Here is a 24621-nt window from a genome sequence, read left to right on the forward strand (position 1 = left end):
GGTTTCCCGGTCAGGAGCGGTAGCCGGCGGAGCGGTACTCGTATTCCCGGTCGTCGTCGCGGTCGCCGGTGTCGCGGCTGAAGTCCCAGCCCCCGGCGGCCTCCCGGCCGGGTCGGCCGCCGACTGCGAACCCGCCGATCTCCTGCCCGCGGCGCCAGCCGCGGAAGTAGCCGGTGGTGTTCTCGGCGAGGCTCGCCGCATCCCGGACGATCCGTAGCGGACGCTCGTCTCGCAACGGCGACCCGGGGACGAGGTTGGCCTGCGGTACCCGCTTGGGCAGCCCGGCCGGGGTCTCCGCGCCGACCGCCGGGCGGGCGGCCTGCTCGGCGGCCTGCCAGCCGGTGTCGGCCGTGGTGGACCAGTCCAGGTCGGACTCCTCGGCGTGCCCCACGAACCAGGCGGACTTCGCCTGGGCGAAGATCAGCAGGTCGCCGTCGCCCTCGTCGGAGACCGGCGGGGGCCGCCGCTCCACCGGCGGCGCCGGTCGGTGCTCGGCCACCGGGCGCTCGGCGCGGGGGGCCGGCCGGCCGTTGCGTCCGGGCTCCTCGCGGTCGACCAGCCGCAGCGGCGGCGTCTCCGGGTCCGCGGCCTGGGCCGGCCCGCCGCGCAGCGCGCGGTCGGCCAGCGGCGGCGGCTCGACGAGGCGCAGCATCGGCGGTTCCTGGGGCAGGTCGTCGGCGAGCCAGGGCGGGGTGACCCGACGCTCGGCGCCCGGGTCGGTCGGCGCGTCGATGCCGCTCCCGCCCCGGTCGCCGTAGGAGCCGGCGACCGGGTTCTTGGCCGGGCTGTCGGACGGGTCCTCCGGGTTGTTGACCAGTGGCCAGTTGGCCCGGGACCCGGGGGGAGCGGACTCCTGGTCGGGCCGCGGCGTGGGCACGGGCACGCTGTGGTCGGTGGCGCTGAAGCCACCCGTGGGCGCGGGGGGCTCGCCGGTGGTCTTGGGCCGGGGCGGGATCACTGTGCGCTGCCGCTCGGCGCGGGCGCTCTGGATCGCCGCGGTGGTCAGCGTGGGCCGGAACGGCTCCCCGGCCTCGGCCGGGGGCACGGTGCCACGCTGTGCCGGGGCGATCGGGGTGATGCCGGGCGGCGGGGGCGGCGGCGCGGAGACCGGGCGGTTGGTCGGGCCGTCGATCCGGCTCGGCGCCGAGGGCGGCGCGGAGACGGGCGGACCGGCCACCGCGGCCGGGGTCACCGGCGCCGGGGCGACCGGCGGCGGCGCGACGGGCGCCGGGGCGACCGGTGGCGGGCCGAGTGGCCGGGGCGCCGGGGGCGGCGTCGCGCCGGAGACGGGTTCCGGCCGGCTCCGGCGACCGCCGGACGGGGCCGGCTCGGGCTCCGTGGCCCGGACGGGACGCACGCCCGCTCCGGTGGGGGCGAGGCCGGGCAGGTCGCCGACCGGCTCGCCGCGTCGGGCCGCGGCCCGACGTCCGGGGGCCGCCGCGGCGGGCGTGCCGGCGCGGGCGTTGAGCGCGCCGACCAGGGCCTCGCAGCCGGCGTCGCACGCCCGGACGGAGGCGACGGCCTGCCGCACGGTCTCCGCCACGGCGGAGGTGAGGACGCGGTTGACCGTGGCGCGCCGCGGCGTCTCGCTGATGGCGACCCGCAGGGCCGTCACGGCGTCGGTGAGCTCCTCGGCGCCCGCGACTCCGTCGGCCGCGAGCTGCGCCGCGATCGCGTCGGCGGCGACCGGGACCTCGCGGCCGCTCAGCATGCCCGGCTCGGGCAGCGCGTCCAGGACGGCCAGCGAGACCGGCTCGGCCGGGTCCGGGTACGCGCGTAACGCGGCCGGGTAGAGCTCGCGGAGCACCTCGCGCAGCGCGACGGCGGCGGAGTGTCGCCCGCTGGCCAGCGCGGCGTGCGCGGCGAGCACCTGCTTGTATCCGGCGAGGTCCCGGGGGGCCGGGAGGGTGACGGCGGAGAGCGCGCCGGCCTGCAGGGCGCGGGCCAGGCCGACGGCGCGCCGCTCGGCCGGGGGCGACTGCATCTCCTCCAGGGAGTCGTCGTCGGCGAACCGCTCGGCGAAGTCGTCGACGGAGTCGTCGTCGGCGATCGCCAGGGGGCGACCCGCGGCGCTGAGCAGCGAGGTGACCGTGTGGTCGTCGCTGTCGGCGGCGATCGCCGCACCGCTCGGCCCGCCCGACCGCTCCACGAGCAGCGCGACCAGCTGGGCGTAGCCAGCCGGGTCGTCGCCGATCTCGCAGACATGCAGCAGACGGCCTGCGTCGTCGACCACAGCGGACGTCAGCGTCGAACCGGCCGAAGCCGGTCGGTCGGCCGGATCCGCCGAGGCCAGACCGCAGTACACGCGCACGAGCGCCACGGCGTCGTCCTCCTCCCGGGACACAAGGCTTTCTCTGCCAGAGACTGATGCTCCCCGTAAAGGGTCAGTCGCGCCAGTCCACGACCGCAGAGATCTTGCCGACAATGGTGCGCCAACCCAGACTTGCGGTTTGTGCCCCGATTTTCTTCAGCCGCCGACGGCCGAAGAACCCACCGACGCCGCCGTCGACCGTGGCGCGCAGCGCCTCGTCCAGGTCGTCCAGGCTGGAGCCGGCGGAGAGCATGTCCAGCACCGCAGGCAGGCGCAGCGCGTACGCCAGGTCACGGGCCACCTCGCCGGCCTCGATGAGCAGCGTCGGGTCCCAGGTGTCGTGCCCGCCGCGGAGGTTCTCCACCACCAGGTCGAGCTCGTAGATGTCCTCGTCCAGCGGCGCGATGTCGGCCGGCTCCACCCGTTCGGACAGCTCGCTCCAACTGTCCAGTTGGGACAGGTCGTTGGGCGCGCCGGAACGGATGAAACTGACCAGCGACTCGGGCGTCTTGAACAGCAGCAGCTTGCCGCGATGGCTGAGGAAGACCGGGACCTCCTCGTCGCCCGTCTCGTCCTCGGCCTCGGCGGACGCCTCGGCGTCCTCGTCGTCGGCCTTGCCTCGGCGGGCCTTGCCGTCCTCCTCGTCGCTCTCGGCGAACTCCTGGGCGACCTCCTCGTCGAGGATGACGACCGTCTCGTCGTCCTCGTCCTCCTCGACGACCTGGCGGCGGGCGAGGAACGGGTCGTCCTGGTCGCGCTCGGCGACGTCGGTGGGGGTCAGCTCCCGAGCCGGCCGGTACGCCCGGAGCGTGTAGCCGGTGCCGGCGGGCAGCGCGATCTCCACCGGGTCGATCCGCAGCTCGTCCCAGAGGGCGCGGGCGGCCTCGGCCGAGACGGTTGCGGTGTCGGACTCGGCCGTGTCGTCCACGTCGTCGAGCTCGGGCTCGTCGGCGTCGGGCCGTTGGGGCGACTGGCGGGCCACGCTGACCTCCGTGTGCTTCGGGTTGCCCACCCGCCGGCGTGCGCCGCCGACGAGTGACTCTGGGCACATACCCTAGTGGGCGACTCCGGGTGACCGTGGCCGCACCCCGGTGGCGGAGCGGCCCGCCAACAAGTAGCCTCTCTACGTATGAAGGCCCAGGCGCTGCACGGACACCTCGACGCGCTGCTGCTCGCCGTGCTGGAGCAGGGCTCGATGCACGGCTACGCGATCATCGAGGCGCTGCGGAACCGCAGCGACGGCCAGCTCGACCTGCCCACCGGCACCATCTACCCGGCGCTGCGCCGTCTGGAGCGGGCCGGCCACGTCGCCAGCACCTGGAGCACCGTCAACGGGCGCGAGCGGCGGACCTACCAGCTCACCGACGCGGGGCGGCGGGCGCTGGCCGGGGAGCGGTCCGGGTGGCGCGAGTTCAGCAGCACCGTCGGTCGGTTCCTCGACACCGACGCCCCACCCACCGCGCCCGCCTGACGACGCCCGGCCCGGCCCGCCGACGGCCGGCACCGCGATCGCGGGTAGCTCGGCGGGGCGGTCGGCCCGCGGGGTCAGCGGGTGGCGAGCAGCCAGGTGCGGGCGGCCCGGCCGAGCCACACGTAGCCGGCGGCGGCCGCCACGGCCCCGACGAGCATCGGCGGCCAGGTGAGCGCGCCCTCCCACAGCCCGATCGACCACGCGAAGAGGGCCGCGCCGGCCAGCACGCCGAGGGCGAGGACCCCGGTCAGCGCCGCGCCCACCGCCCGGCCGACCGCGCCGTTGCCGCGCAACGCCCACCGGCCGGCCCCGGCCAGCAGCAGCCCGACCGCCGCCAGCACGAACGCGGCGACCCAGATCCAGTTCACCGAGGCCGACAGGATCTGGTAGCCGGCCGGCGGGCGGGGCCCGTCGCTCCAGCTCGCCCCCCGCCAGGTGAGGTCGCCGGCGACGAACGCGACCGCGGCCAGCCCGAGCACCCGCAGCGACAGCCCGCGCAGCGCGCCCACCGCCAGCTCCGCCTGGTAGGCCGGGGCCAGCAGCGCCGCGGAGCCGAACTCGGCCACCGCCCGGCGCTGGGCCTCCGCCGCCGGCAGCCCGTCCTCCCGGTACGCGTCGACGGCGTCCAGCAGGCCGTGCCGCGCCTCGGTCAGCAGGTCGGACTTCAACCGGCGTGGCCCGCGCAGGCACCCGTCCAGCTCCCGCAGCCGCTCCTCCACCATGGTCGCGTCGTCGCACCGCATGGCACCACCCTGTCACGGATGGTCGCCGGGCGGCCTCCGGGGCAACCCTGGCCCGACCCGGAGGTGGGGGCCGGGGAGGAACGGGTCGGGCTCAGGGGCGCAGCGCCAGGTACCCGCGTTCGGCGGCCTCCTGGAGCAGCCACTGGTCCCGGTACCAGCCGGGGGCCGCGACGAGGTCGGCGTGCCGGCCGCGCTGGGCCACCCGGCCGGCGTCCAGCACCACGATCTCGTCGAGGTCGGCCAGCCCGCTGAGCCGGTGGCTGATCAGCAGCACGGAGTGCCCGGCCGGGGTGGCCGCCAGCGTGGAGGCGAGCACCGCGTCGGCGGCGGCGGGGTCGAGCCCCTCGGTCGGCTCGTCGAGCACCAGCACGCCCGGCGCGGCGAGCAGCGCCCGGGCCAGCGCGAGCCGCTGCCGCTGGCCGCCGGAGAGCTGACCGCCCTCCTCGCCGACCACGGTGTCCCAGCCGTCCGGCTGCGCGCGGACCCAGTCCAGCAGCCCGGCCGCCGCGGTCGCCGCCGCCAGCTCGTCCTCGTCGGCGTCGGGCCGCCCGAGCAGCAGATTCTCCCGCACGGTGGCGTGGAAGACGTACGCCTCGGCGAGCAGCCCGCCGACCGCGCGGGGCAGCTCCCCGGCCCGGTACGTCGACAGGTCCCGCCCGTCCAGGGTGACCCGCCCGCGTTCGGGGCGTACGGAGCCGGTGAGGACGGCGGCGAGGGTGCTCTTGCCGGCGCCGCTCGGCCCGACCACGGCCACCCGGCGGCCGGGCGGCAGCTCCAGGTCGAGCCCGTCCAGGGCGGGCGCGGCGCCCTCCCGGTAGCGCACGGTCAGCTCCTCGAACCGCACGTCGTACGGCCCGGGGCCGACCGGCGCCCCGCCGGACGCGGGAGCCTCGTCCGCCTTCTCCAACAGGGCGGCCACCCGGGTCAGGCCGGTGCGGAGCTGGGTCCACTGCCGGGCGGCCCCGACCAGCGCCAGCGCGATCTCGACGGCGGCGAGCGTGCCGACCGCCAGTACGCCGACCAGCACCCCGTCCACGTCCGCCGCCAGGGCGGCGAGCACCACCGCGCCGGCGGTCAGCCCGGCCACCAGCACCCCGGCCGCGTCGACGGCGAACCCGGTGGCGGCGAGCCGCCGCTCCAGCCGGGCCAGGCGCCGCGCGCGTTCCCCGGCCGCGCCCAGCGCGTGCCCGGTGGCGCCGAACGCGGCCAGGTCGGCCGCGCCGTGGGTGAGGTCGACCGCGTCGGTGGCGAGCGCGCCGCGCAGCGGCGCCAGTTCGGCGGCGGCGCGCCGGGTCAGCGCGGTGGCCAGCGCGGGCAGCGCGACCCCGGCGACCAGCAGCCCGACGGCGAGCGCCCCGGCGGCGGCCGGCGAGACCAGCGCCGCCCCGCCGACCGCGACCAGGCTGACCAGGGCCGCCGCCGAGGCCGGCACCAGCACCCGCAGCAGCAGGTCCTGAACCGCCTCCACGTCCGAGACGAGCCGGCTCAGGGCGTCGCCCGAGCGCTGCCGGGGCGTCGGCCGGGCGGCGAGGCTGGCGAACACCCGGGCGCGGACGTCGGTGATCAGCCGCAGCACGGCGTCGTGCCCGGCGAGCCGCTCGGTGTAGCGGAGCACCCCCCGGCCGACCGCCAGCGCCCGGACCGCGACGATCGCCACGGTGAGGCGGTCCAGCGGGGGCCGACCGGCGGCGCTCATCAGCAGCCAGGTCGCGGTGGCCATCAGGGCGAGGCCGGCGAACTCGGTGGCGGCGGCGAGCAGCCCCGCGCCGAGCAGCCGGTTCAGGTACGGCCGGGCCAGCCGCAGCACGGTCCGCTCGGGGGAGCGGGCGCGGGTCTCGGCGGAGTCGCCGGTCGGCGTCGGCTCGTCGGTCATCGGGTCGCCTCCCCGGCCGCCGCCGGGGTCAGCTCCGTGACCCGGCCGTCCTCGATCCGCAGGATCCGGTCCGCGTCGGCGAGCAGCGCCGGCCGGTGCGCCACCAGCAGGGCCGTCCGCCCGGCCACCAGCCGACGGGTGGCGTCGAGGACGACGGCCTCGCTCGCGGTGTCCAGCCGGGCGGTCGGCTCGTCGAGCAGCACCACCGGGGCGTCCCGCAGGAACGCGCGGGCCAGCGCGACCCGCTGCCGCTGCCCGCTGGACAGGCCGTGGCCGCGCTCGCCGAGCACGGTGGCGAGCCCGTCGGGCAGGCCGGCGACCACGTCGTCCAGGGCGGCGTCGCGGACGGCGGTGGCGAGGGCCGCGTCCGGGGTGTCGGGGGCGCCGAGCCGGATGTTGTCGGCCAGCGAGGCGGCGAAGAGGTGGGCCCGCTGCGGCACCCAGGCGACCTGGCGGCGCCAGGCGTCCAGGTCCGTGCCGGCGAGGTCCACCCCGCCGACGGTGACCCGGCCGGCGGTCGGGGCCACGAAGCCGAGCAGCAGGCCGAGCAGCGTGCTCTTGCCGGCGCCGCTCGGGCCGACGACCGCGACGCGTTCGCCCGGCCGGATGGTCAGCGTGACGTCGCGCAGCGCGGTGGTCCGCTCGTACGCGACGGTCACCGACTCGAACCGGATCTCGCCCCGGCCGTCCGGCGTCGCCGCGCCCCCGCCGGGTGCGACCGGCGCGGGGGCGGCGGCCGAGAGGGTCAGTGCCTCGTCCAGCGCGGTCAGGCCCTCCATGCTGGCGTGGAACCGGCTGCCGGCCGCCCGCAGCGGCAGGTACGCCTCCGGCGTGAGCAGCAGCACCAGCAGCGCGGTCTGCAGGGTCAGGCCGCCGCCGAGCAGCCGTACGCCCACCGGCACGGCGACCAGTGCCACCGAGAGGGTGGCGACCAGTTCCAGCACCAGGGCGGAGAGGAACGCGATCCGCAGCGTCTTCATTGTCGCCACCCGGTGCCCGTCGGCCATCCGGTGGACGGCGTCGGTCTGCGCCCGGGCCCGGCCGAACGCGCGCAGCGTGGGCAGCCCGGCGACCATGTCGAGGAAGTGCCCGCCGAGCAGGGAGAGCCGTCGCCACTGCCGCTCGGTGGCGGCCTGCGCCTGCCAGCCGAGCAGCGCGCCGAAGATCGGGATCAGCGGCAGGGTGGCCGCGATGATCAGCGCCGAACTCCAGTCGGCGACGAAGATCCGCGCCAGCACGGCGACCGGCACGGTGACGCTCAGCACGAGCTGCGGCAGGTAGCCGGTGAAGTAGGCGTCCAGCGCGTCCAGCCCGCGCCCCGCCAGCGTGGCGAGCTGCCCGGCGCGCTGGCCGGCGACCCAGCCGGGGCCCTGCCGCCCGACCGCCCCCAGCAGTTCCTCGCGCAGCGCCGCCTTGACCGTCGCCGCGACCCGCGCCGACACCGTGCCCTGCGCCCAGACCAGCAGCGAGCGGGCGGCCACCGCGGCGACGAAGCCGGCCAGGGCGGGCCGGTCCAGCCGCCCGTCGAACCCGGTCGCCAGCAGCGCGGCCAGCGCGGTGGCCTGCGCGACGACCAGCCCCGCGGCCAGCACGCCGAGCAGCGCGAGCACGGCGAGGTCGCGCCGGGCCGCGGGGACCCGGCGCAGCAGACGCGGGTCGAACGGACGGCGGTTCACCAGTACACCGGTGCCCTGCCGTCGGTCCGTCCCCGGAAAACCCACCAGCACATCGCCTGAAAGCCTAGTAGGGCCGGCAGGAGCGGCACCGTCAGCCAGCCCAGCAGTCGCAGCGTGGGCGTGCTCGCCGCCGCGTCGGCCACCGTCAGGGACGCGCCGGGGTCGACCGTGGAGACCAGCGCGTAGGGCCAGAGGGTCGCGCCGACCAGCGCCACCGGCAGCGCCAGGGCCGCCCCGGTGGCGGCGAAGGCCAGCCCGGGCCGCCGCCGGCCGAGCGTCACCCGGGCCGCCAGCACCGCCGCCACCAGCAGCAACGGCAGCAGTACGCCCACCGCGGGCTGCCGCGCGGCGGCGCGTACGTCGGCGGAGAGCAGGCCGAGCGCGGTGGCCGCGCCGACGGCGACGAGCGCCACCGGGACGAGCCGGCGGGCCAGCCGCCCGACCGGCGCGGCCTCGGCGGCCGGCAGCCGGAGAGTGAGGAAGGTCGCACCGTGCAGGGCGACCAGCGCGACGACGGCGAGGCCGGTGGCGGCCACGAACGGGGTGAACAGGTGGGTCACGCCGGCGACGTGCCCGTCGGCGTGCAGCGGCACGCCCTGGAGCAGCCCGGCCAGCAGGGCGCCCCAGCCGAGCGCGGCGAGCAGGCTGCCGACGACCACGATCCGGTCCCAGCCGGCGCGGGCCCGTGGGCCGGCCGGGCGGCTGCGCAGTTGCACGCCGACGGTAACCAGGATCACCCCGACCAGCGCGCCCACCACGGCCGGGTAGAAGCCGGAGAGCAGTTCCCCCTCCAGCACGGGGAACGCGCCGAACAGGATGCCGACGGCGGCCACCAGCCAGACCTCGTTGCCGAGGAAGAACGGGCCGACGGCGTTCAGGGCGGCGCGGCGGCGGGCGGGGTCGGCGCCCCGGGCGAGCAGCAGGCCCACGCCGTAGTCGTAGCCGCCGAGCACCAGGTAGGTGGCGAAGAAGAGGCCGAGCAGGGCGTACCAGGCGAGTTCCACGTCGTCTCCTCAGGCGAAGGCGGGCTCGGGGCGGGGGTCGGCGGGCGGCTGCTGCGGCGGGCGGCCCAGGGCGGGGTCGTGAGCGCCCCGGGCGGCGTGCCGGGCCAGCAGGACCCAGTTGGTGACGGCGAGGGTGCCGAGCAGCAGGCTGAATCCGATCAGCGAGGCGAGCATCAGCCACGGGTCGACCGGCGACACCGCCCGGTCCACCGGCAGCAGCCCGTACGCGACCCAGGGCTGGCGGCCGACCTCGCGGGCGATCCAGCCGAGGATCACCGCGACGAACGGCAGCGGCAGGGCGAGCAGGATGATCCAGAGCGGGAAGCGCAGCCGCACGGCCCAGTCCCGCCAGAGCAGGGGGAGCAGCAGCCAGAGCAGGCCGAGACCGAAGCCGATCAGGATCATGAAGCCGAGGCCGACGCTGGCCAGCACGGGCGGGGTGTAGTCGCCGGGGCCGAACCGCGCGGTCCAGTCGGCGACCAGTGCGTCCGCCGCGGGGCTTCCGCCGAACTTGGTGGGCTGCACCTGCCCGACCGGGCCGAACTGGGCGAAGCCGAAGCCCTGCACCATGGTGATCGACAGCGCCGCAGTGACCAGGCCGATCCGCAGCGAGGTGCGGAACAGCGCGTAGTCCGGGGTGCGCCGGATCAGGTGCCAGGCGCTGACCGCGGCCATCAGCATCCCGCCGACCAGCAGCGCGGCGAAGACCACGTGGCCGAAGGCCATGCCGAGGCTGGGGTTGGTCAGCAGCGCGGTGAAGTCGGTGAGGTGGGCGATGCCGTCGCGCACCTCGTAGCCGACCGGGTTCTGGAGCCAGGAGTTGGCCACCATGATCCAGAACGCCGAGGCGTACGCGGTGAGCGCGACGCCCCAGAGCAGGGCGAGGTGGACGCCCTTGCGCAGCCGGTGCCAGCCGAAGATCCACATGCCGAGGAACGTCGACTCCAGGAAGAACGCGACCAGCGTCTCGATGGCCAGCGGCGCCCCGAAGACGTTGCCGACGTAGCGCGACAGGCCGCTCCAGTTCAGCCCGAACTGGAACTCCATCACGATGCCGGTGGCGATACCGAGCACGTAGTTGATCACGTAGAGCTGGCCCCAGAAGCGGGTCAGCCGCTCGTAGACCGGCTTGCCGGTCAGCACGGCGGTGGTCTGCAACCCCACGAGCAGGGTGACCAGGCCGAGGGTGACCACCACGAACAGGAAGTGGATCGAGGTGGTCGTGGCGAACTGCAGGCGGGCGAGGAGCAGGGTGTCCATGGCCGGCTCTCCGTACTGTCGGCTCACTTGTCGTAGTGAGCCTACACGTAGATTCCCTACGTATCATTACTACGTATCGTAGTAGAAGTGGGTGCGGCGAGGCGTAGTGGTTTGGGGGCGCATCCGATGCGCCGGTCAGCTGAGGAAGAGCGAGATCGGCAGGACGGCCAGCGTGGTCGCCACCGACAGGGCGACGGCGCCGAGCACCCGGGGCGGCCGGTCGGCGACCAGCAGGCGCTGCACCCGGACGTCCAGGTCACGGTCGCCGAGACCGAGGGCGCCGGCCGGAGTGATCCGACTTCCGGCTGCGGCGAACCGGCGCAGCGCGCGGCCCAGCGCCTCGGGGTGCGCCTCCCGGGCCTTGTCGTCGGCGCGCATCTCGACCAGCAGCGCGACCCGCTCGTGGATCCCGCGCACCCAGCCGAACCAGGGCAGCGCCCGGCAGAGCGCGGTGAATGGGAGCAGCACCAGATCGTGCCGTTCCTGGGCGTGGGCCCGCTCGTGGCTGAGCACCGCCGCCAGCTCGGCGCGGTCCAGCAGGCTGAGCGTCCCGGCGCTGACCACCACCTGCGGCTTCACCCCCGGCAGGCAGTACGCCGCCGCGCTCGGGTGGTCGAGCACGAGCGCGCCGGGCGCCGCCGGATCGTTCCGGGCCACCAGGGCGAGCAGGTCCCGGTGCCGGCGCTGGGCGCGCACCGTGTGGAGCAGGGTGCGTACGGTCGCGGTCAGCAGCACGGCGCCGGTGCCGAAGCCGAAGGCGACCAGGCTCAGCTGGACGGGCCCGAGCCCGGGTGGCAGGGTGCCGTGCGCCAGATCGCCGCCCAGGGCCAGCAACGCGCTCCCGGTCGGCCGCTCGTACGGAGCCAGACCCACCGCGATCGGCAGGCCCACCTCGGAGAGGCCGAGCGCCAGCCCGATCGCCTGCCAGCAGAGGATCGCGACCCGGGGGCTGCGCCACGGCCAGGTGGAGCGGGCCAGCACCTGCGCGGTCAGCAGGCAGGCCAGCATCGACGCGGCGAAGTGCAGAGCGTACGCCACGGCCGTCGCCCTACCGGTCCGCGACCTCGTCGGCGACGGGCGGGCGGACGACCCGGTCGGTCGGCGCCTCGACCCGGTCGGTCAGCTCACCCGGAGCAGCCGGCATGCCGCCGGCGGCCTCGGCGGCCAGCGCGGCGCGCAGCACCTCGGCCTCGGTGCCGGTCACCGAGTGGGCGAAGCGCACCAGCGCGGCGTCCCGGCTGCCGCCGAGGTCGAGGGCGTCGAGCATGAGCTGGGCGATGTGCGCCTCGCGGCTGGCGGCGGCCCGGTAGCGCCAGGCCCGCCCCTCCCGCTCACGCTGCACCATGCCCTTGCCGGCCAGCCGGTCCAGCACGGTCATCACCGTGGTGTACGCCAGCTCGCGGCCGTCCAGCGCGTCGGCCACCTCGCGCACGGTGATCCCGTCCGACGTGGCGGGGACCGAGTCCCACAGCACGTCCATCACCGCACGTTCGAGATCACCAAGCCGAGTCACGCCGCAATCCTACCCCTGGTAGTAGACCCGTCTCAGGCCAGCACACCCGAGCCGCCCCTCCCCGGGGCAGTACACCTGAGCCCGACCCTCCCCGGGCGGTACACCTGAGTCCGACCCCCTTCCGCGGACCTGGCCGAAGAGGGTTTCGGGGGGAGCCCGCCCGCGGAGGGATCAAGCCTGACCGCCCGGAGCGGGTGTGCTCCCCCCGAAACCCCACGCGGGCAGACCGCGACCTCACACCCCCTTGGGGTGCCAGACCGTCTTCGTCTCCAGGAGGCTGGTCATCCGGGTGATGCCCGGGTCGGCGAACCAGTCGTGGTCGGCCGGGGCCGGCCGGAGCACCCGCTTCAGGTTCTCCGCCGCCTTGACCTCCAGCTCCGCCGCCAGCTCGGCGTCGGTCACCCCGGTCAGGTCGATCGCGTTGACGTCCATGTGGCTCGCCAGCGTCGGCACGGTCTCCGACAGGCGGCCGGTCAGGATGTTGACCACCCCGCCCGGCAGATCGGAGGTGGCCAGCACCTCGGCCAGGGTCACCGCGGCCAGTGGCGCCGCCGGCGAGGCCGCCACCACGACGGTGTTGCCGGTGACGATCGCCGGGGCGATCACGCTGACCAGGCCGAGCAGCGCCGGCTGCTCCGGGGCGGCCACCGCCACCACGCCGGTGGGCTCCGGCGAGGAGAGGTTGAAGTACGGCCCGGCGACCGGGTTGGCGCCGCCGTACACCTGGGGGAGCTTGTCGGACCAGCCCGTGTACCAGACCCAGCGGTCGACCGCCGCGTCCACCTCGTCGCCGGGCACGCCGAGGGCGACGAACTGCTCGCGCCGGCCCTCCAGCATCTCGGCCACCCGGTAGAGGATCTGACCCCGGTTGTACGCGGTCGCCCCGGCCCAGCCCTTCACGGCGGCGCGGGCGGCGACGACGGCGTCCCGCGCGTCCTTGCGGGAGGCCAGGGAGACATTCGAGTCCTGCACGAGATACGACCGTCCCGACTCGCTGCGCGGGAACTTCCCGCCGATGAAGAGCTTGTACGTCTTGCGTACCGCGACCCGCTCAGACATTGAGGTAGCCCTCCAGCCCGTGCCGGCCGCCCTCGCGACCGTAGCCCGACTCCTTGTAGCCCCCGAACGGCGAGGTGGGGTCGAACTTGTTGAACGTGTTGGCCCAGACCACGCCGGCGCGCAGCCGGTCGGCCATCCACAGGATCCGGGAGCCCTTGTCGGTCCAGATCCCGGCCGACAGCCCGTACGGCGTGTTGTTGGCCTTCTCGACGGCCTCGGCCGGGGTGCGGAACGTCAGCACGGACAGCACCGGGCCGAAGATCTCCTCCCGGGCGATCCGGTGCGCCTGGGTGACCCCGGTGAAGATCGTCGGCGCGAACCAGAAGCCGCGCTCGGGCAGCTCGCACGGCGGCGACCAGCGCTCGGCGCCCTCGGCGGACCCGGCCTCGGACAGCTCCCGGATCCGCGCGAGCTGGGCGGCGGAGTTGATCGCGCCGATGTCGGTGTTCTTGTCCAGCGGGTCGCCGACGCGGAGCTGGGCCATCCGCCGCTTCAGCGACTCCAGCACCCGGTCGGCGACCGACTCCTGGACCAGCAGTCGGGAGCCGGCGCAGCAGACGTGCCCCTGGTTGAAGAAGATGCCGTTGACGATCCCCTCGACCGCCTGGTCGACCGGGGCGTCGTCGAAGACGATGTTGGCCGCCTTGCCGCCCAGTTCCAGGGTGAGCTTCTTGCGGGTGCCGGCCACCACGCGGGCGATGGCCCGGCCCACCTCCGTCGAGCCGGTGAAGGCGACCTTGTCCACGCCCGGGTGCTCGACCAGGGCTCGGCCGGTGTCGCCGGCGCCCGTGACGATGTTGACCACGCCGGCGGGCAGGTCGGCCTGCTGGCAGATCTCGGCGAAGAGCAGGGCGGTCAGCGGGGTGGTCTCGGCCGGCTTCAGCACGACCGTGTTGCCGGCGGCGAGGGCCGGGGCGATCTTCCAGGCCAGCATCAGCAGCGGGAAGTTCCACGGGATGACCTGCGCGGCCACGCCGAGCGGCTGCGGGTTCGCGCCGAAGCCGGCGTACGGGAGCTTGTCGGCCCAGCCGGCGTAGTAGAAGAAGTGCGCGGCGACCAGGGGCAGGTCGACGTCGCGGGACTCCTTGATCGGCTTGCCGTTGTCCAGCGACTCCAGCACCGCCAGCTCGCGGGAGCGCTCCTGGATGATCCGGGCGATCCGGAACAGGTACTTGGCCCGGTCCCGGCCCGGCATCGGACCCCAGACCTTCTCGTACGCCTGCCGGGCGGCGCGGACGGCACGGTCCACGTCCTGCGCGCCGGCCTCGGCGACCTCGGCGAGCACCTCCTCAGAGGCCGGGTTGATCGACTTGAAGCTGCCGCCGTCGGTCGGGTCGACGAACGTCCCGTCGACGAAGAGCCCGTACGAGGGCTTGATGTCCACCACCGAGCGGGACTCGGGGGCGGGTGCGTATTCGAACATCGGCTCTCAGTCCAGGGTGAAGTAGTCGGGACCGGAGTAGGTGCCGGTCGTCAGCTTGGTGCGCTGCATGAGCAGGTCGTTGAGCAGGCTGGAGGCGCCGAACCGGAACCAGTCCGGGTCCAGCCAGTCCGCGCCGACGGTCTCGTTGACCATCACCAGGTACTTGATCGCGTCCTTGGTGGTCTTGATGCCGCCGGCCGGCTTCACGCCGACCTGCCGGCCGGTGGCGGCGCGGAAGTCGCGGACCGCCTCCAGCATCACCAGGGTCACCGGCGGGGTGGCGGCCACCGGGACCTTGCCGGTGGAGGTCTTGATGAAGTCGCCGCCGGCCAGCATCGCCAGCCAGGAGGCTCGGCGCACGTTGTCGTACGTGGCCAGCTCGCCGGTCTCCAGGATCACCTTGAGGTGGGCGTCCCGGCAGGCCTCCTTGGTGGCCACGATCTCGTCGTAGACCTCCTTGTAGCGGCCGGCCAGGAACGCGCCCCGGTTGATCACCATGTCGATCTCGTCGGCACCGGCCGCGACGGCGGCCCGGGTGTCGGCGAGCTTGACCTCCAGCGGCGCCTGACCCGACGGGAAGGCGGTCGCCACGCTGGCCAGGTGCACCCCACTGCCGCGCAGCACCTCGGCGACGTGCGGGACCATCGAGGGATAGACGCAGACCGCCCCGACGTGCGGGCAGGACGGGTCGGCCGGGTCGGGGCGCAGCGCCTTGGCCGCGAGGGCCCGCACCTTGCCGGGGGTGTCCGCCCCTTCCAGGGTGGTCAGGTCGACCATCCGGATCGCCAGGTCGATGGCCTGCGCCTTGGCGGTGGTCTTGATGGAGCGGGTGCCGAGCTGTGCCGCCCGTTGCTCCGCGCCGACCTGGTCCACGCCGGGCAGGCCGTGCAGGAAGGTCCGCAGAGCGGTCTCGGATCGTCCCAGCTCGGAGAGTTCCGACCGGGCCGACGTCGCTGTCGCCGTCATGCTCCGAAGTCTACGCATCCGACCGATGCGTGATCTTGGTCACGGTGCCGTCGGTCGATCCCCGTGGTGAGCGACGTCGCTGCTCCGCCCGCACCCGCAGTGCGGACGCGGGCGGACCGGTAGGTTGAGCGATCGTGGACGTACACGTCATTGACCATCCGCTCGCCCAGTCGCGGCTGACCGCCATGCGGGACGCGCGCACCGACTCCTCCTCGTTCCGGGCGGCGCTGCACGAACTCACCACCATGCTGGTGTACGAGGCCGCGCGCTCCTTTCCGATCGAGAAGTACCCGGTGCAGACCCCCGTCACCGGCACCGAGGGCACCCGGCTGGCCAATCCGCCGCTGCTGGTGCCGGTGCTGCGGGCCGGCCTGGGAATGGCCGACGCCGCGCTCGGCCTGCTGCCGGAGTCGTCGATGGGCTTCGTCGGCCTGGCCCGCGACGAGGAGACGTACGAGCCGCGCGCCTACATGGAGTCGCTGCCCCGGGACCTGAGCGGCCTGCCGGTGCTGGTGCTCGACCCGATGCTCGCCACCGGCGGCTCGCTGGAGCACTGCTGCCGGCTGCTGGCCGACCGGGGCTGCACCGACATCACGGTGCTCTGCGTGCTCGCCGCGCCCGTCGGCATCGAGCGGCTGGAGCGCTCCGGCCTGCCGCTGCGCCTGGTCACCGCCTCGATCGACGAGGGCCTCAACGACCGGATGTTCATCGTGCCGGGTCTCGGCGACGCCGGCGACCGCCAGTTCGGCGGCATGCCCCGCTTCTAGGCGGAGCCCCACGCCACGCCACCCGCCCCGGCGCCGTCGGGGCGGGTGCCCCCGGCCGACAGGCCGTCCCGCCCCGGCCGGTGACTTTCCACCCCGGCCGCCGGTAACGATCCACCCCGCCCGCGACACATACGTGGTGTCCCTGTCAGGAACTGCGGTCGGGAGATCGATAGTGAAACCCGTGGGTGAGCGGGGCGAGGACTGGTTCACCGGCCTCTACGCCACGCACTACCCGGACATCGTCAGGTACGGCCTGCGCCGGCTTCCCGATGCCGACGCGGCAGCCGAACTCGCCCAGGACGTGTTCGTCGTCGTCTGGCGGCGGCGCGGCGAGGTGCCCGAACGCGCCCTCCCGTGGCTCTACGCCGTCGCGCGCCACGTCGTGGCGAACCGGTGGCGTTCCCGGCGCGACGGTCCGAGCCTGCTCCCGCTCGCCGAGGCCGACCACGTACCGGCACGAATCGTCGAGCCCGACGCCGTGGCGCCGGTGCTCGACCTGCACCGGGCGCTGCGCACGCTGTCCGAAGCCGACCAGGAGATCCTCCGGCTCGTCGGCTGGGAGGACCTGAGCGTCGCGGATGCCGCCGTCGTCCTGGGCTGCACCCGCTCCGCCGCCGCCGTGCGGCTCTACCGGGCCCGGCGCCGACTGCGCTCCGCCCTGGCCACCTCCACTCCCGCCCGCGCCGCCCGGCCGGCGTCCGCCCACGTCTGAGAGGAGCAGCAGCATGCACACCAAGCAGCAGGTCCGGGAGCTCCTGGGTCCGGCCGACCCGGCGCGTGACGCCGTCGTGCCCCCGTCACCCCTCACCGCCCACGACCTGATCCTCCGCGCGGAGGACGCGGCCGCGACCCCGGCCGGGCCGGTACGGCGGGCCGCACCGCGGCGCACCGTGCTGGTCGGCGCAGCCGCCGCGGTGGCCGCGCTCGGCTCCGCCGGGGTGGCGCAGGTGCTGCGGGACGGGCCCGTGCCCGTCACCCCGGCACCCGCGCAGCCGGTCGCCGGGACCGTGCTTCAGCCGGTGTCCTACGAGATCGCCGCCGCCGAACCGGCCGGGCGGCACCTGCGGGCGCTCGCCGCGCGCATCGTGGACGCACCACACGAAGGCGCCGCCGGCCCCTACTCCTACCACCACACCAAGTCCTGGGGCAGCCCGACCGTGTTTTCGCCCGAGGGCCACAGGATGAGCTACGTGCAGGAACGTCGTGAATGGGTGGCGGACGACGGCCGCCGCTGGCAGGACACCAAGTCCCTGGGCGTCGAGTTCCCCGACGCGGCGTCCCGGGAATACTGGTCCACGCGGCCACAGTCGCCCAGTGCCAACCCCTCGGCCACCAGGCGGCCGCCAGGGATCGCCGAGATTCCGCCCGACCCGGTGGCCCGGCGGCTGCCGGCCGACCGGGCGGAACTCGCGCGCTGGCTCCGGATCGACCAGTCGGCGGGCGACGTGGCCATGCGCACGTACCACCTCTACAGCAGCTACCTGGTGCCGCGGCGGACCCGGGCCGACCTCCTCACCATCCTCGCGGAGAAGCCCGGATTCGTGTGGCGCGGCCGGGTCGTCGACCGGGCCGGCCGCCAGGGCGTGGCCGTCACCGCCGATCTCGTCCCACCGCCAGGGGAGATCGTGCAGCGGGCGCAGATGTTGCTGGTCTTCGACCCGTCGACCGGCGAACTGCTCGCCCACGAGTACCTGGAGACGGCCCCGAAGCGCCGCGTGCTGCACTACGCGCTCCTGCTGGAGGCCCGTCGCACCGACACGGTGAACTGACCGTCCGGCCCGCCGGGGCGGTCGGGGCGCGCCCCGACCGCCCCGACCTGCGGCGAAGGCGAGGCGTACGGGAGCGGCGGCGCGCCATCGACGTCGAGTGGGTGCGCGGAATGCGCGCACCCGCTAGCGTCTCCGGCCATGACTGGTGTTGCTCTCGCCGAAGAGCTGCTTCTCCTCGCGTACGACGACGAGACCGGCAAGGCGACCATGCCGCGGATCAGCCTCGACCTGGGCATGGCCGCCGCGGTACTGATCGAACTGGCCCTGGCCGGGCGGATCGTCTACTCCGAGGGGGCCCTGGCGGTGGCCGACCCGACGCCCACCGGCGAGTCGCTCGTCGACGGGGTCCTCGCCCGCATCGCCGCCGACACCCCGCACAGCCCGTCGTCCTGGGTGCAGCGGCTGCGGCACGGCCTGCGCGACAAGATCCTCGAAACCCTGTGCGCCCAGGGCGTGGTGCGGGACGTCGACGAGACCGAGCTGGGCTTCATCCACGTGCACCGCTACCCGACGGTGGATCCCGCCGTCGAGGCGGACACCCGGCGCCGGCTCGCCGAGGCGCTGGCCGACGGGCAGCTCCCCGACGAGCGGACGGCCGCCCTGGCCACCCTGGTCGCGGTGCTGCGGATGGAGCCGGCCCTGGGTCTGACCGGCGACGCGGCCCGGGACGCCCGCCGCCGCCTGGAGGAGATCGCCGGCGGCGCCGGCTTCTCCGGCAACGTCAGCCTCGACGACTCGGTCGTCCGCCCCTCGGTGGGCCTGGTCGTGGCCGCCCTGGGCAGCGCGGTGGACGCCGCCCTCGGCCCGCGCCGCTGACCCGACGCGCACGGCAGCGATCCGGCGCTGCCCCGCGCCGCTGACGCCACGCGCACGCCCCGAACCGACACCCACCCCCGGCCCTTTGCTCTGCTTCAACCCACGCGACACGGCGTTTCCGTTGCGTCGGGTGAAGCAGAGCAAAGGGCGCAGGGGGGCGGGTGCCCGGAAGCCCGGTCAGAGACCGAGAGCGGCCGCGATCTCCGCGCGCAGGGCCGCGACGGCCTCCGCGGCCCGGGCGCGGGCCGCGGCGACCTCGCCGTCCGCCACCGGCTCCACCACCTCCAGGTACGCCTTCAGCTTCGGCTCGGTGCCGGACGGCCGGATCACCACCCGCGCGGCCCCGGTGCGCAGGATCACCACGTCCGCCTCGGGGAGCAGGTCCTGCGCCTCCGTGACCGGGTGGCCGAGCAGCGCGGCCGGTGTCGCGGCGCGGATCCGGGCCATGGCGTCGGCGATCACCCGCAGGTCGTCCACCCGCACCGAGAGCTGGTCGGTGTGGTGCACGCCGAACTCGGCGGCCAGCTCGTCCAGCCGGTCGGTCAGGGAGCGCCCCTGCGTCTTCAGCCCGGCGGCCAGCTCGGCCACCGTCAGCGCGGCGGTGATGCCGTCCTTGTCGCGGACGTGCTCCGGGGCGACGCAGTAGCCGAGCGCCTCCTCGTAGCCGTAGACCAGCGGCTCGGTCCCGCCGCCGGCCCGCACGATCCACTTGAACCCGGTCAGCGTCTCGTCGTAGGGCAGGCCCCGGGCGGCGCACATGGCCCGCAGCAGGGACGACGACACGATCGTGGTGGCGTACAGGCCGGTGACGCCGCGCCTCATCAGGTGGTCGGCCAGCAGCACGCCCACCTCGTCACCGCGCAGCATCCGCCAGCCGGGCCGGTCGGCGTCCGGCGCCGGGGGACCGGCGACCTCCCCGCGGGCGCTCGCCGCCGGGCCGGTGTCCCGGACGACCACCGCGCAGCGGTCCGCGTCCGGGTCGTTGGCGATGGCGATGTCCGCGCCGGTCGATTCGGCGAGGGCGACCAGCCGGTCCACCGCCCCCGGCTCCTCCGGGTTGGGGAAGGAGACGGTCGGGAACGCCGGGTCCGGCTCCGCCTGCTCGGGCACCACCCCGGGCACCGGGAAGCCGGCCCGGGCGAAGGCCGCGGTGAGCACCGCCGCCCCCACCCCGTGCAGCGGCGTGTACGCCACGGCCAGGTCGCGCGGCCCGTCCGGGTCGATCACTCCGGTGGCCCGCTCCACGTAGGAGGCCACCAGGTCGTCGCCGAGTACCTGCCCGGCCGGGCCGAGCGGCACCTCGGCCAGCGGGCCGACCGACCGGATCGCGGCCTCGATGCCGGCGTCGGCCGGCGGCACGATCTGCGCGCCCGCCCCGAGCGCCCCGCCCAGCTCCGCGCCGAGGTAGACCTTGTAGCCGTTGTCCTGCGGCGGGTTGTGGCTGGCGGTCACCATCACCCCGGCGACCGCCCCGAGGTGCCGCACCGCGTACGCGAGCACCGGGGTGGGCAGCGGGCGGGGGAGCAGCAGCGCCGGGCGTCCCGCGCCGGTGGCGACCTGGGCCGTCCGCTCGGCGAACTGCCGGGAGCCGTGCCGCGCGTCGTACCCGATCACCAGCGGGCCGGTGCCGCCCTGGGCCGCGAGCCAGGCGACCAGCCCGGCGGCGGCCTGGGTGACCACCGCGAGGTTCATCCCGTTCGGACCGGCGCGCAGCGGGCCGCGCAGCCCGGCGGTGCCGAAGGTCAACGGGCCGGCGAACCGGTCGGCCAGCTCCGGGGCGCTCGCCGGCAGGCGGTCGAGCACCGCCCGCAGCTCGTCCCGGCTGGCCGGGTCGGGGTCGTCGTCGAGCCAGCGCCGTGCTTGCTCGCGAATGTCGTCGATGTCAGTGGTTTCCGCCGGCATGCCTCTTGATAGCACGCCGGCGGATCACCGCTTCTCTTCCCCTGCGCTCAGCCGGCGTCGGTGAGCTGGAACGTCTTCACCATCTCGTCGAAGATCGGCTTGCTCTCGGCGAACTTGGCGTCGGTGGAGGTGAGGTAGAACGAGTACGCCTTGCCGTCGTGGACCACGCCGCGCCACACGCCGTGCCGCTTGGTCTCGCCCTCGCCGCAGGTGTACTCGAACTCGGCCGCCTGCTTGCCGACCCACTCCATCTCGTTCATGGCGAGCTGGGCGTACGGCTTGACGCAGGACTTGGAGCGGGTCTTCAGGCCGTCCTCGGCGACCTCGGCCCAGCGGATCGAGGTGGTGCGGAAGTCCTCCACGAGGATCCGCACCTTGCGGCCCTCGTCCTGCGGGTCGACGTAGTCGACCCAGTTGCCGGCGCTCTTGCGCTCCCAGCCCTGCGGCACCATGACCCGCACGCCCTTGCCGGTGTGCTCCTTCATCTCGGGCGCGCCGGCCGGGGCCGCCGAGGTCGGGGCGGCCTGCGGGATGGTCGGCGCGTCGTCGCCGCCGGTGAACAGGACGACCGCCCCGATCAGCAGCACCACGGCCAGGCCGCCGGCGGCGGCGAGCTGCACCTTGCGGGGCCAGCCCTTGACGGTGCCGACGACCTGGTTGCCGATCGCGCCCACCCGACCGCCGAGCCCGCCGCCGGCGGCGGCCGGCGCGGTGGCGGGGGTCGCCCAGGGCTGCCCGGTGCCCGGCACCGACCACTGGCCGCCGCCGTACGTGCCGCCGAGGTGTTGGGTGGCCTCCGGCTGGCCGCCGAAGACGGGGGCGCCCGCGCCCATCCGCTGGGTGGCGTCCGGCTGCCCGAAGGCGGGCGCGCCCCCGCCCACCCGCTGGGTGGCGTCCGGCTGCCCGAAGGCGGGCGCGCCGGCCCCCATCCGCTGGGTGGCGTCCGGCTGGCCGCCGAACCCGACGAGGCCGGCCGCGTTGGTGCGCAGCTGCTGGGTGGCGTCGGAGCCGGCGACCTGCGGCGTGGCCTCGGGGCCGCCGTAGGGGCGGCCGGCCGGCGCGGGGGCGCCCGGGGCCGGCATCGCGCCGGTGGGGGTGTGCAGCGGCCCGGCCAGCGCGTCGGCGCTGGTGTCCTCCGTCGCGGCGGGGCTGGCGGGGAGGGCGGCCTGCGCGGGGCGCTCGCCCCGGCGCAGCGCGGCCAGCCGGTCGGTGAGCGACTCACCGGGGTTGAGCATCGCCCGCCCGCCGATCTGCCCGGTCGGCTTCGGCTGCTCGGGCTGGGCGGCCGGCGGGGCGGGCAGCGGCCGCTGCTGCACCGGCACGACCGAGTACGGGTCGGTCATCGAGTTCACCGCGGCGGCGTTGCTGGTCAGCGGGCCGGCGAGCAGCTCGCGCAGCATCGCCCGGGCGGTGTGCACGTCGAGGCGGCGGGCCGGGTCCTTCTCCAGCAGGCCCATCAGCACCCGGGTCAGCGGCCCGCTGCGCTGCGGCGGGGCGGGCGGGTCCTCGACCACCGCGTGCATGGTCTCGATCGGGTCGCCCTTGTCGAACGGGGGCCGCCCCTCCACCGCCGTGTAGAGCGTGACGCCCAGCGAGAACAGGTCGCTCGGCGGCCCGAACTCCTGGCCCATCGCCCGCTCCGGGGAGATGAAGTGCGGCGAGCCGAGCACCATCCCGGGGGTGGTGAGCTGCACGTCGGTGGGCATCCGGGCCACGCCGAAGTCGGTCAGCACGCAGCGGCCGTCGGCGCAGATCAGCACGTTGGCCGGCTTGACGTCGCGGTGCAGCACGCCGATCGCGTGCGCCACCTCCAGCGCGCCGAGCAGCGCTATGCCGATCTTGGCGACCACCCGCTGCGCGACCGGCCCGTCCTCGATCACCATGTCGGCGAGGCTGCGGGCGTCCAGCAGCTCCATCACGATCCAGGGCCGGCCGCCCTCGGTGACCACGTCGTAGACCTGCACGACGGCCGGGTGCTGGATCGCGGCCGCCGCGCGGGCCTCGCGCAGGGTGCGCTCGTACATGGCGTCGCGATCGCTGGGGGCCAGACCCGGGGGCAGGACGACCTCCTTGACGGCGACGTCCCGCCGCAGGAGCGTGTCTGTGGCACGCCAGACCGTGCCCATGCCGCCGTTGCCCACCGCGGAACGCAGCGAGTAACGACCACCGATGGTCGTGCCGGGGGTCGCGCGTCCGTTGGGGGGACTGACTGGTCCGCCGCTCCACGTCGGGATCTGAGTCACAGAAAAGCCACCGGGGGAAATCGAGGGGGGCTGGGACACAACCCCCCTATCTTGCTGGTTCCGACGCCCGATGCGAAACCCGACGCGACGGACGTTTACCGAACTGGACCATACGTGCCCTGACGTTCACCTCTCGTCGATGTCCACGGGTCGGGTGTGCGCTATCCCTCACCCGCCGTCGCCGTCGCGCGTCCTACCATCCGCTAATGAGCGAACGGCGGTCAAGCGAGTCCGGTTTCCCGATCAAGGGCGTCTACACGGCCGCCGACCTTCCGGAGGACCTGGACTCCCGGCTGGGCGGCCCGGGCGAGTTCCCGTACACGCGGGGCGTCTACCCCACCATGTACACCTCCCGTCCCTGGACGATGCGCCAGTACGCCGGCTTCGGCACCGCCACCGAGTCCAACGCGCGGTACCACCAGTTGTTGCGGGCCGGCACGATGGGCCTCTCGGTCGCTTTCGACCTGCCGACGCAGATGGGCTACGACTCCGACGACCCGATCGCGCACGGCGAGGTGGGCAAGGTCGGGGTGGCCATCGACTCGATCGAGGACATGCGGCTGCTCTTCGACGGCATCCCGCTGGACAAGGTCTCCACCTCGATGACCATCAACGCGCCCGGCTCGGTGTTGCTCCTGCTCTACCAGCTCGTGGCCGAGGAGAACGGCGTCCCCGGCACGGCGCTGAACGGCACGATCCAGAACGACATCCTCAAGGAGTACATCGCCCGGGGGACGTACATCTTCCCGCCGAAGCCCTCGCTGCGGCTGGTCGCCGACACCTTCGGCTACTGCCGCAAGGAGGTGCCGAAGTGGAACACCATCTCCATCTCCGGCTACCACATGGCCGAGGCCGGCGCGACGCCCGCGCAGGAGATCGCGTTCACCCTGGCCAACGGCGTCGAGTACGTCCGGGCCGCGCTCGCGGCGGGGCTGGCCGTGGACGACTTCGCGCCCCGGTTGTCGTTCTTCTTCGTCGCCCGTACGACGCTGCTGGAGGAGGTGGCGAAGTTCCGGGCCGCCCGGCGGATCTGGGCCCGGCTGATGCGCGACGACTTCGGCGCCAAGGACCCGAAGTCGATGATGCTGCGCTTCCACACCCAGACGGCGGGCGTGCAGCTCACCGCCCAGCAGCCCGAGGTGAACCTGGTCCGGGTGGCGGTGCAGGGGCTCGGCGCGGTGCTCGGCGGCACGCAGTCGCTGCACACCAACAGCTTCGACGAGGCCATCGCGCTGCCCACCGAGAAGGCGGCCCGGCTGGCGCTGCGCACCCAGCAGGTGCTGGCGTACGAGACCGACCTGACCGCCACCGTCGACCCGTTCGCCGGCTCGTACGTGGTGGAGGCGATGACCGCCGAGATCGAGGCGGCGGCGACCGAGCTGATGGACCGGGTCTTCGACCACGGTTCGGCGGTCGACGCCATCGAGGCGGGCTTCCAGAAGCGGGAGATCGAGCAGTCCGCGTACCGGATCGCGCAGGAGATCGACTCCGGCGAGCGGGTGGTGGTGGGCCTCAACCGGTTCGCCATCGAGGAGGAGGAGCCGTACGAGCCGCTGCGGGTCGACCCGGCGATCGAGGCGGCGCAGGCCGAGCGGCTGACCCGGCTGCGCGCCGAGCGGGACGCGGGCGCGGTCGAGCGGGCGCTGGCGGAGTTGCGGGCCGCCGCCGAGGGCACGGAGAACGTGCTCTACCCGATGAAGGAGGCGCTGCGGGCCCGCGCCACCGTCGGCGAGGTCTGCGGCACCCTGCGCCAGGTGTGGGGGCTGCACCGCCCGGCCGACCGCTTCTGACCGCCCCGACCTGACCGGCCCGTCGGCCGTTCCGG

At 75.0% G+C, this 24621-nt stretch carries 20 protein-coding genes; 6 read left to right on the top strand and 14 right to left on the bottom strand.

From position 1 onward, the window contains the following. Positions 1 to 10: 10 nt before the first annotated feature. Positions 11 to 2344, bottom strand: coding sequence for a transposase (locus ACZ6Q9_RS09590; protein WP_396829024.1), 2334 nt, complete (start codon positions 2342 to 2344; stop codon positions 11 to 13). A gap of 40 nt (positions 2345 to 2384) precedes the next feature. Beyond that, a complete protein-coding gene (locus ACZ6Q9_RS09595; protein WP_396829023.1) occupies positions 2385 to 3323 on the bottom strand; it encodes a DNA primase in 939 nt (312 codons plus the stop codon). Positions 3324 to 3440: 117 nt separating this feature from the next. Here ACZ6Q9_RS09595 and ACZ6Q9_RS09600 point away from each other — a divergent pair, with 117 nt between their 5' ends. After that, complete coding sequence (locus tag ACZ6Q9_RS09600; protein ID WP_350703543.1) at positions 3441 to 3782, top strand: PadR family transcriptional regulator; 342 nt, start codon at positions 3441 to 3443, stop codon at positions 3780 to 3782. Positions 3783 to 3856: 74 nt separating this feature from the next. Here ACZ6Q9_RS09600 and ACZ6Q9_RS09605 read toward each other — a convergent pair whose 3' ends face one another. The 10 genes from ACZ6Q9_RS09605 to deoC form a co-directional block, all read right to left on the bottom strand. Next, positions 3857 to 4525 carry a permease prefix domain 1-containing protein gene (locus tag ACZ6Q9_RS09605; RefSeq protein ID WP_393258433.1) on the bottom strand — a complete coding sequence of 223 codons (669 nt, stop codon included), beginning with the start codon at positions 4523 to 4525 and terminating at the stop codon, positions 3857 to 3859. 91 nt (positions 4526 to 4616) lie between these two features. Then, a complete protein-coding gene (gene cydC, locus ACZ6Q9_RS09610; protein ID WP_396829022.1) occupies positions 4617 to 6398 on the bottom strand; it encodes a thiol reductant ABC exporter subunit CydC in 1782 nt (593 codons plus the stop codon). Then, a complete protein-coding gene (gene cydD, locus ACZ6Q9_RS09615) occupies positions 6395 to 8074 on the bottom strand; it encodes a thiol reductant ABC exporter subunit CydD (protein ID WP_396829021.1) in 1680 nt (559 codons plus the stop codon). Before cydD ends, cydC begins: the two co-directional genes overlap by 4 nt. Further along, a complete protein-coding gene (gene cydB, locus ACZ6Q9_RS09620; RefSeq protein ID WP_393452818.1) occupies positions 8071 to 9078 on the bottom strand; it encodes a cytochrome d ubiquinol oxidase subunit II in 1008 nt (335 codons plus the stop codon). Before cydB ends, cydD begins: the two co-directional genes overlap by 4 nt. Before the next feature lie 9 nt (positions 9079 to 9087). Further along, positions 9088 to 10338, bottom strand: a complete 1251-nt coding sequence (locus ACZ6Q9_RS09625) for a cytochrome ubiquinol oxidase subunit I (protein ID WP_396829020.1) — start codon at positions 10336 to 10338, stop codon at positions 9088 to 9090. Positions 10339 to 10473: 135 nt separating this feature from the next. Continuing rightward, the gene (locus ACZ6Q9_RS09630) at positions 10474 to 11376 is read right to left on the bottom strand and encodes a M56 family metallopeptidase (protein ID WP_393452812.1); all 903 of its coding nucleotides are present in this window, start codon (positions 11374 to 11376) and stop codon (positions 10474 to 10476) included. A 10-nt stretch (positions 11377 to 11386) separates the two neighbouring features. Further along, entirely contained in the window at positions 11387 to 11851 is a 465-nt protein-coding gene (locus ACZ6Q9_RS09635) for a BlaI/MecI/CopY family transcriptional regulator (protein ID WP_363703843.1), read from the bottom strand. 234 nt (positions 11852 to 12085) lie between these two features. Continuing rightward, positions 12086 to 12910 (bottom strand): aldehyde dehydrogenase family protein, encoded by an 825-nt coding sequence (locus ACZ6Q9_RS09640; protein ID WP_396829019.1) that lies wholly within the window; start codon positions 12908 to 12910, stop codon positions 12086 to 12088. Further along, the gene (locus ACZ6Q9_RS09645; RefSeq protein ID WP_393452806.1) at positions 12903 to 14333 is read right to left on the bottom strand and encodes an aldehyde dehydrogenase family protein; all 1431 of its coding nucleotides are present in this window, start codon (positions 14331 to 14333) and stop codon (positions 12903 to 12905) included. The genes ACZ6Q9_RS09640 and ACZ6Q9_RS09645 overlap by 8 nt, the downstream gene beginning before the upstream one ends. Before the next feature lie 6 nt (positions 14334 to 14339). Then, positions 14340 to 15299, bottom strand: coding sequence for a deoxyribose-phosphate aldolase (gene deoC, locus ACZ6Q9_RS09650; RefSeq protein WP_393258454.1), 960 nt, complete (start codon positions 15297 to 15299; stop codon positions 14340 to 14342). Between the two features lie 134 nt (positions 15300 to 15433). Here deoC and upp point away from each other — a divergent pair, with 134 nt between their 5' ends. The 4 genes from upp to ACZ6Q9_RS09670 all read left to right on the top strand — a co-directional run bounded on the left by upp (position 15434) and on the right by ACZ6Q9_RS09670 (position 18651). Beyond that, a complete protein-coding gene (gene upp, locus ACZ6Q9_RS09655; RefSeq protein WP_334558303.1) occupies positions 15434 to 16066 on the top strand; it encodes a uracil phosphoribosyltransferase in 633 nt (210 codons plus the stop codon). A gap of 172 nt (positions 16067 to 16238) precedes the next feature. Beyond that, positions 16239 to 16778: an RNA polymerase sigma factor gene (locus ACZ6Q9_RS09660; protein WP_396829018.1), complete on the top strand. Its 540-nt coding sequence runs from the start codon at positions 16239 to 16241 to the stop codon at positions 16776 to 16778. A gap of 13 nt (positions 16779 to 16791) precedes the next feature. Beyond that, entirely contained in the window at positions 16792 to 17835 is a 1044-nt protein-coding gene (locus ACZ6Q9_RS09665; RefSeq protein ID WP_393452802.1) for a CU044_5270 family protein, read from the top strand. Between the two features lie 138 nt (positions 17836 to 17973). After that, the gene (locus ACZ6Q9_RS09670; protein WP_393452799.1) at positions 17974 to 18651 is read left to right on the top strand and encodes a GOLPH3/VPS74 family protein; all 678 of its coding nucleotides are present in this window, start codon (positions 17974 to 17976) and stop codon (positions 18649 to 18651) included. Between the two features lie 177 nt (positions 18652 to 18828). Here the strand turns inward: ACZ6Q9_RS09670 and ACZ6Q9_RS09675 are convergent, their stop codons facing one another. Both ACZ6Q9_RS09675 and ACZ6Q9_RS09680 read right to left on the bottom strand, forming a co-directional pair. Next, positions 18829 to 20553: a phospho-sugar mutase gene (locus tag ACZ6Q9_RS09675; RefSeq protein ID WP_396829017.1), complete on the bottom strand. Its 1725-nt coding sequence runs from the start codon at positions 20551 to 20553 to the stop codon at positions 18829 to 18831. 47 nt (positions 20554 to 20600) lie between these two features. After that, positions 20601 to 22796 carry a protein kinase domain-containing protein gene (locus ACZ6Q9_RS09680; protein ID WP_396829016.1) on the bottom strand — a complete coding sequence of 732 codons (2196 nt, stop codon included), beginning with the start codon at positions 22794 to 22796 and terminating at the stop codon, positions 20601 to 20603. A 206-nt stretch (positions 22797 to 23002) separates the two neighbouring features. On the opposite strand from ACZ6Q9_RS09680, the gene ACZ6Q9_RS09685 reads away from it, so the two are divergent. Then, on the top strand, positions 23003 to 24586 hold the full coding sequence (locus tag ACZ6Q9_RS09685; RefSeq protein WP_396829015.1) for a methylmalonyl-CoA mutase: 1584 nt from the start codon (positions 23003 to 23005) through the stop codon (positions 24584 to 24586). Positions 24587 to 24621 lie beyond the last annotated feature (35 nt).

It is taken from the genome of Micromonospora sp. NPDC049139 (genome assembly GCF_055586845.1).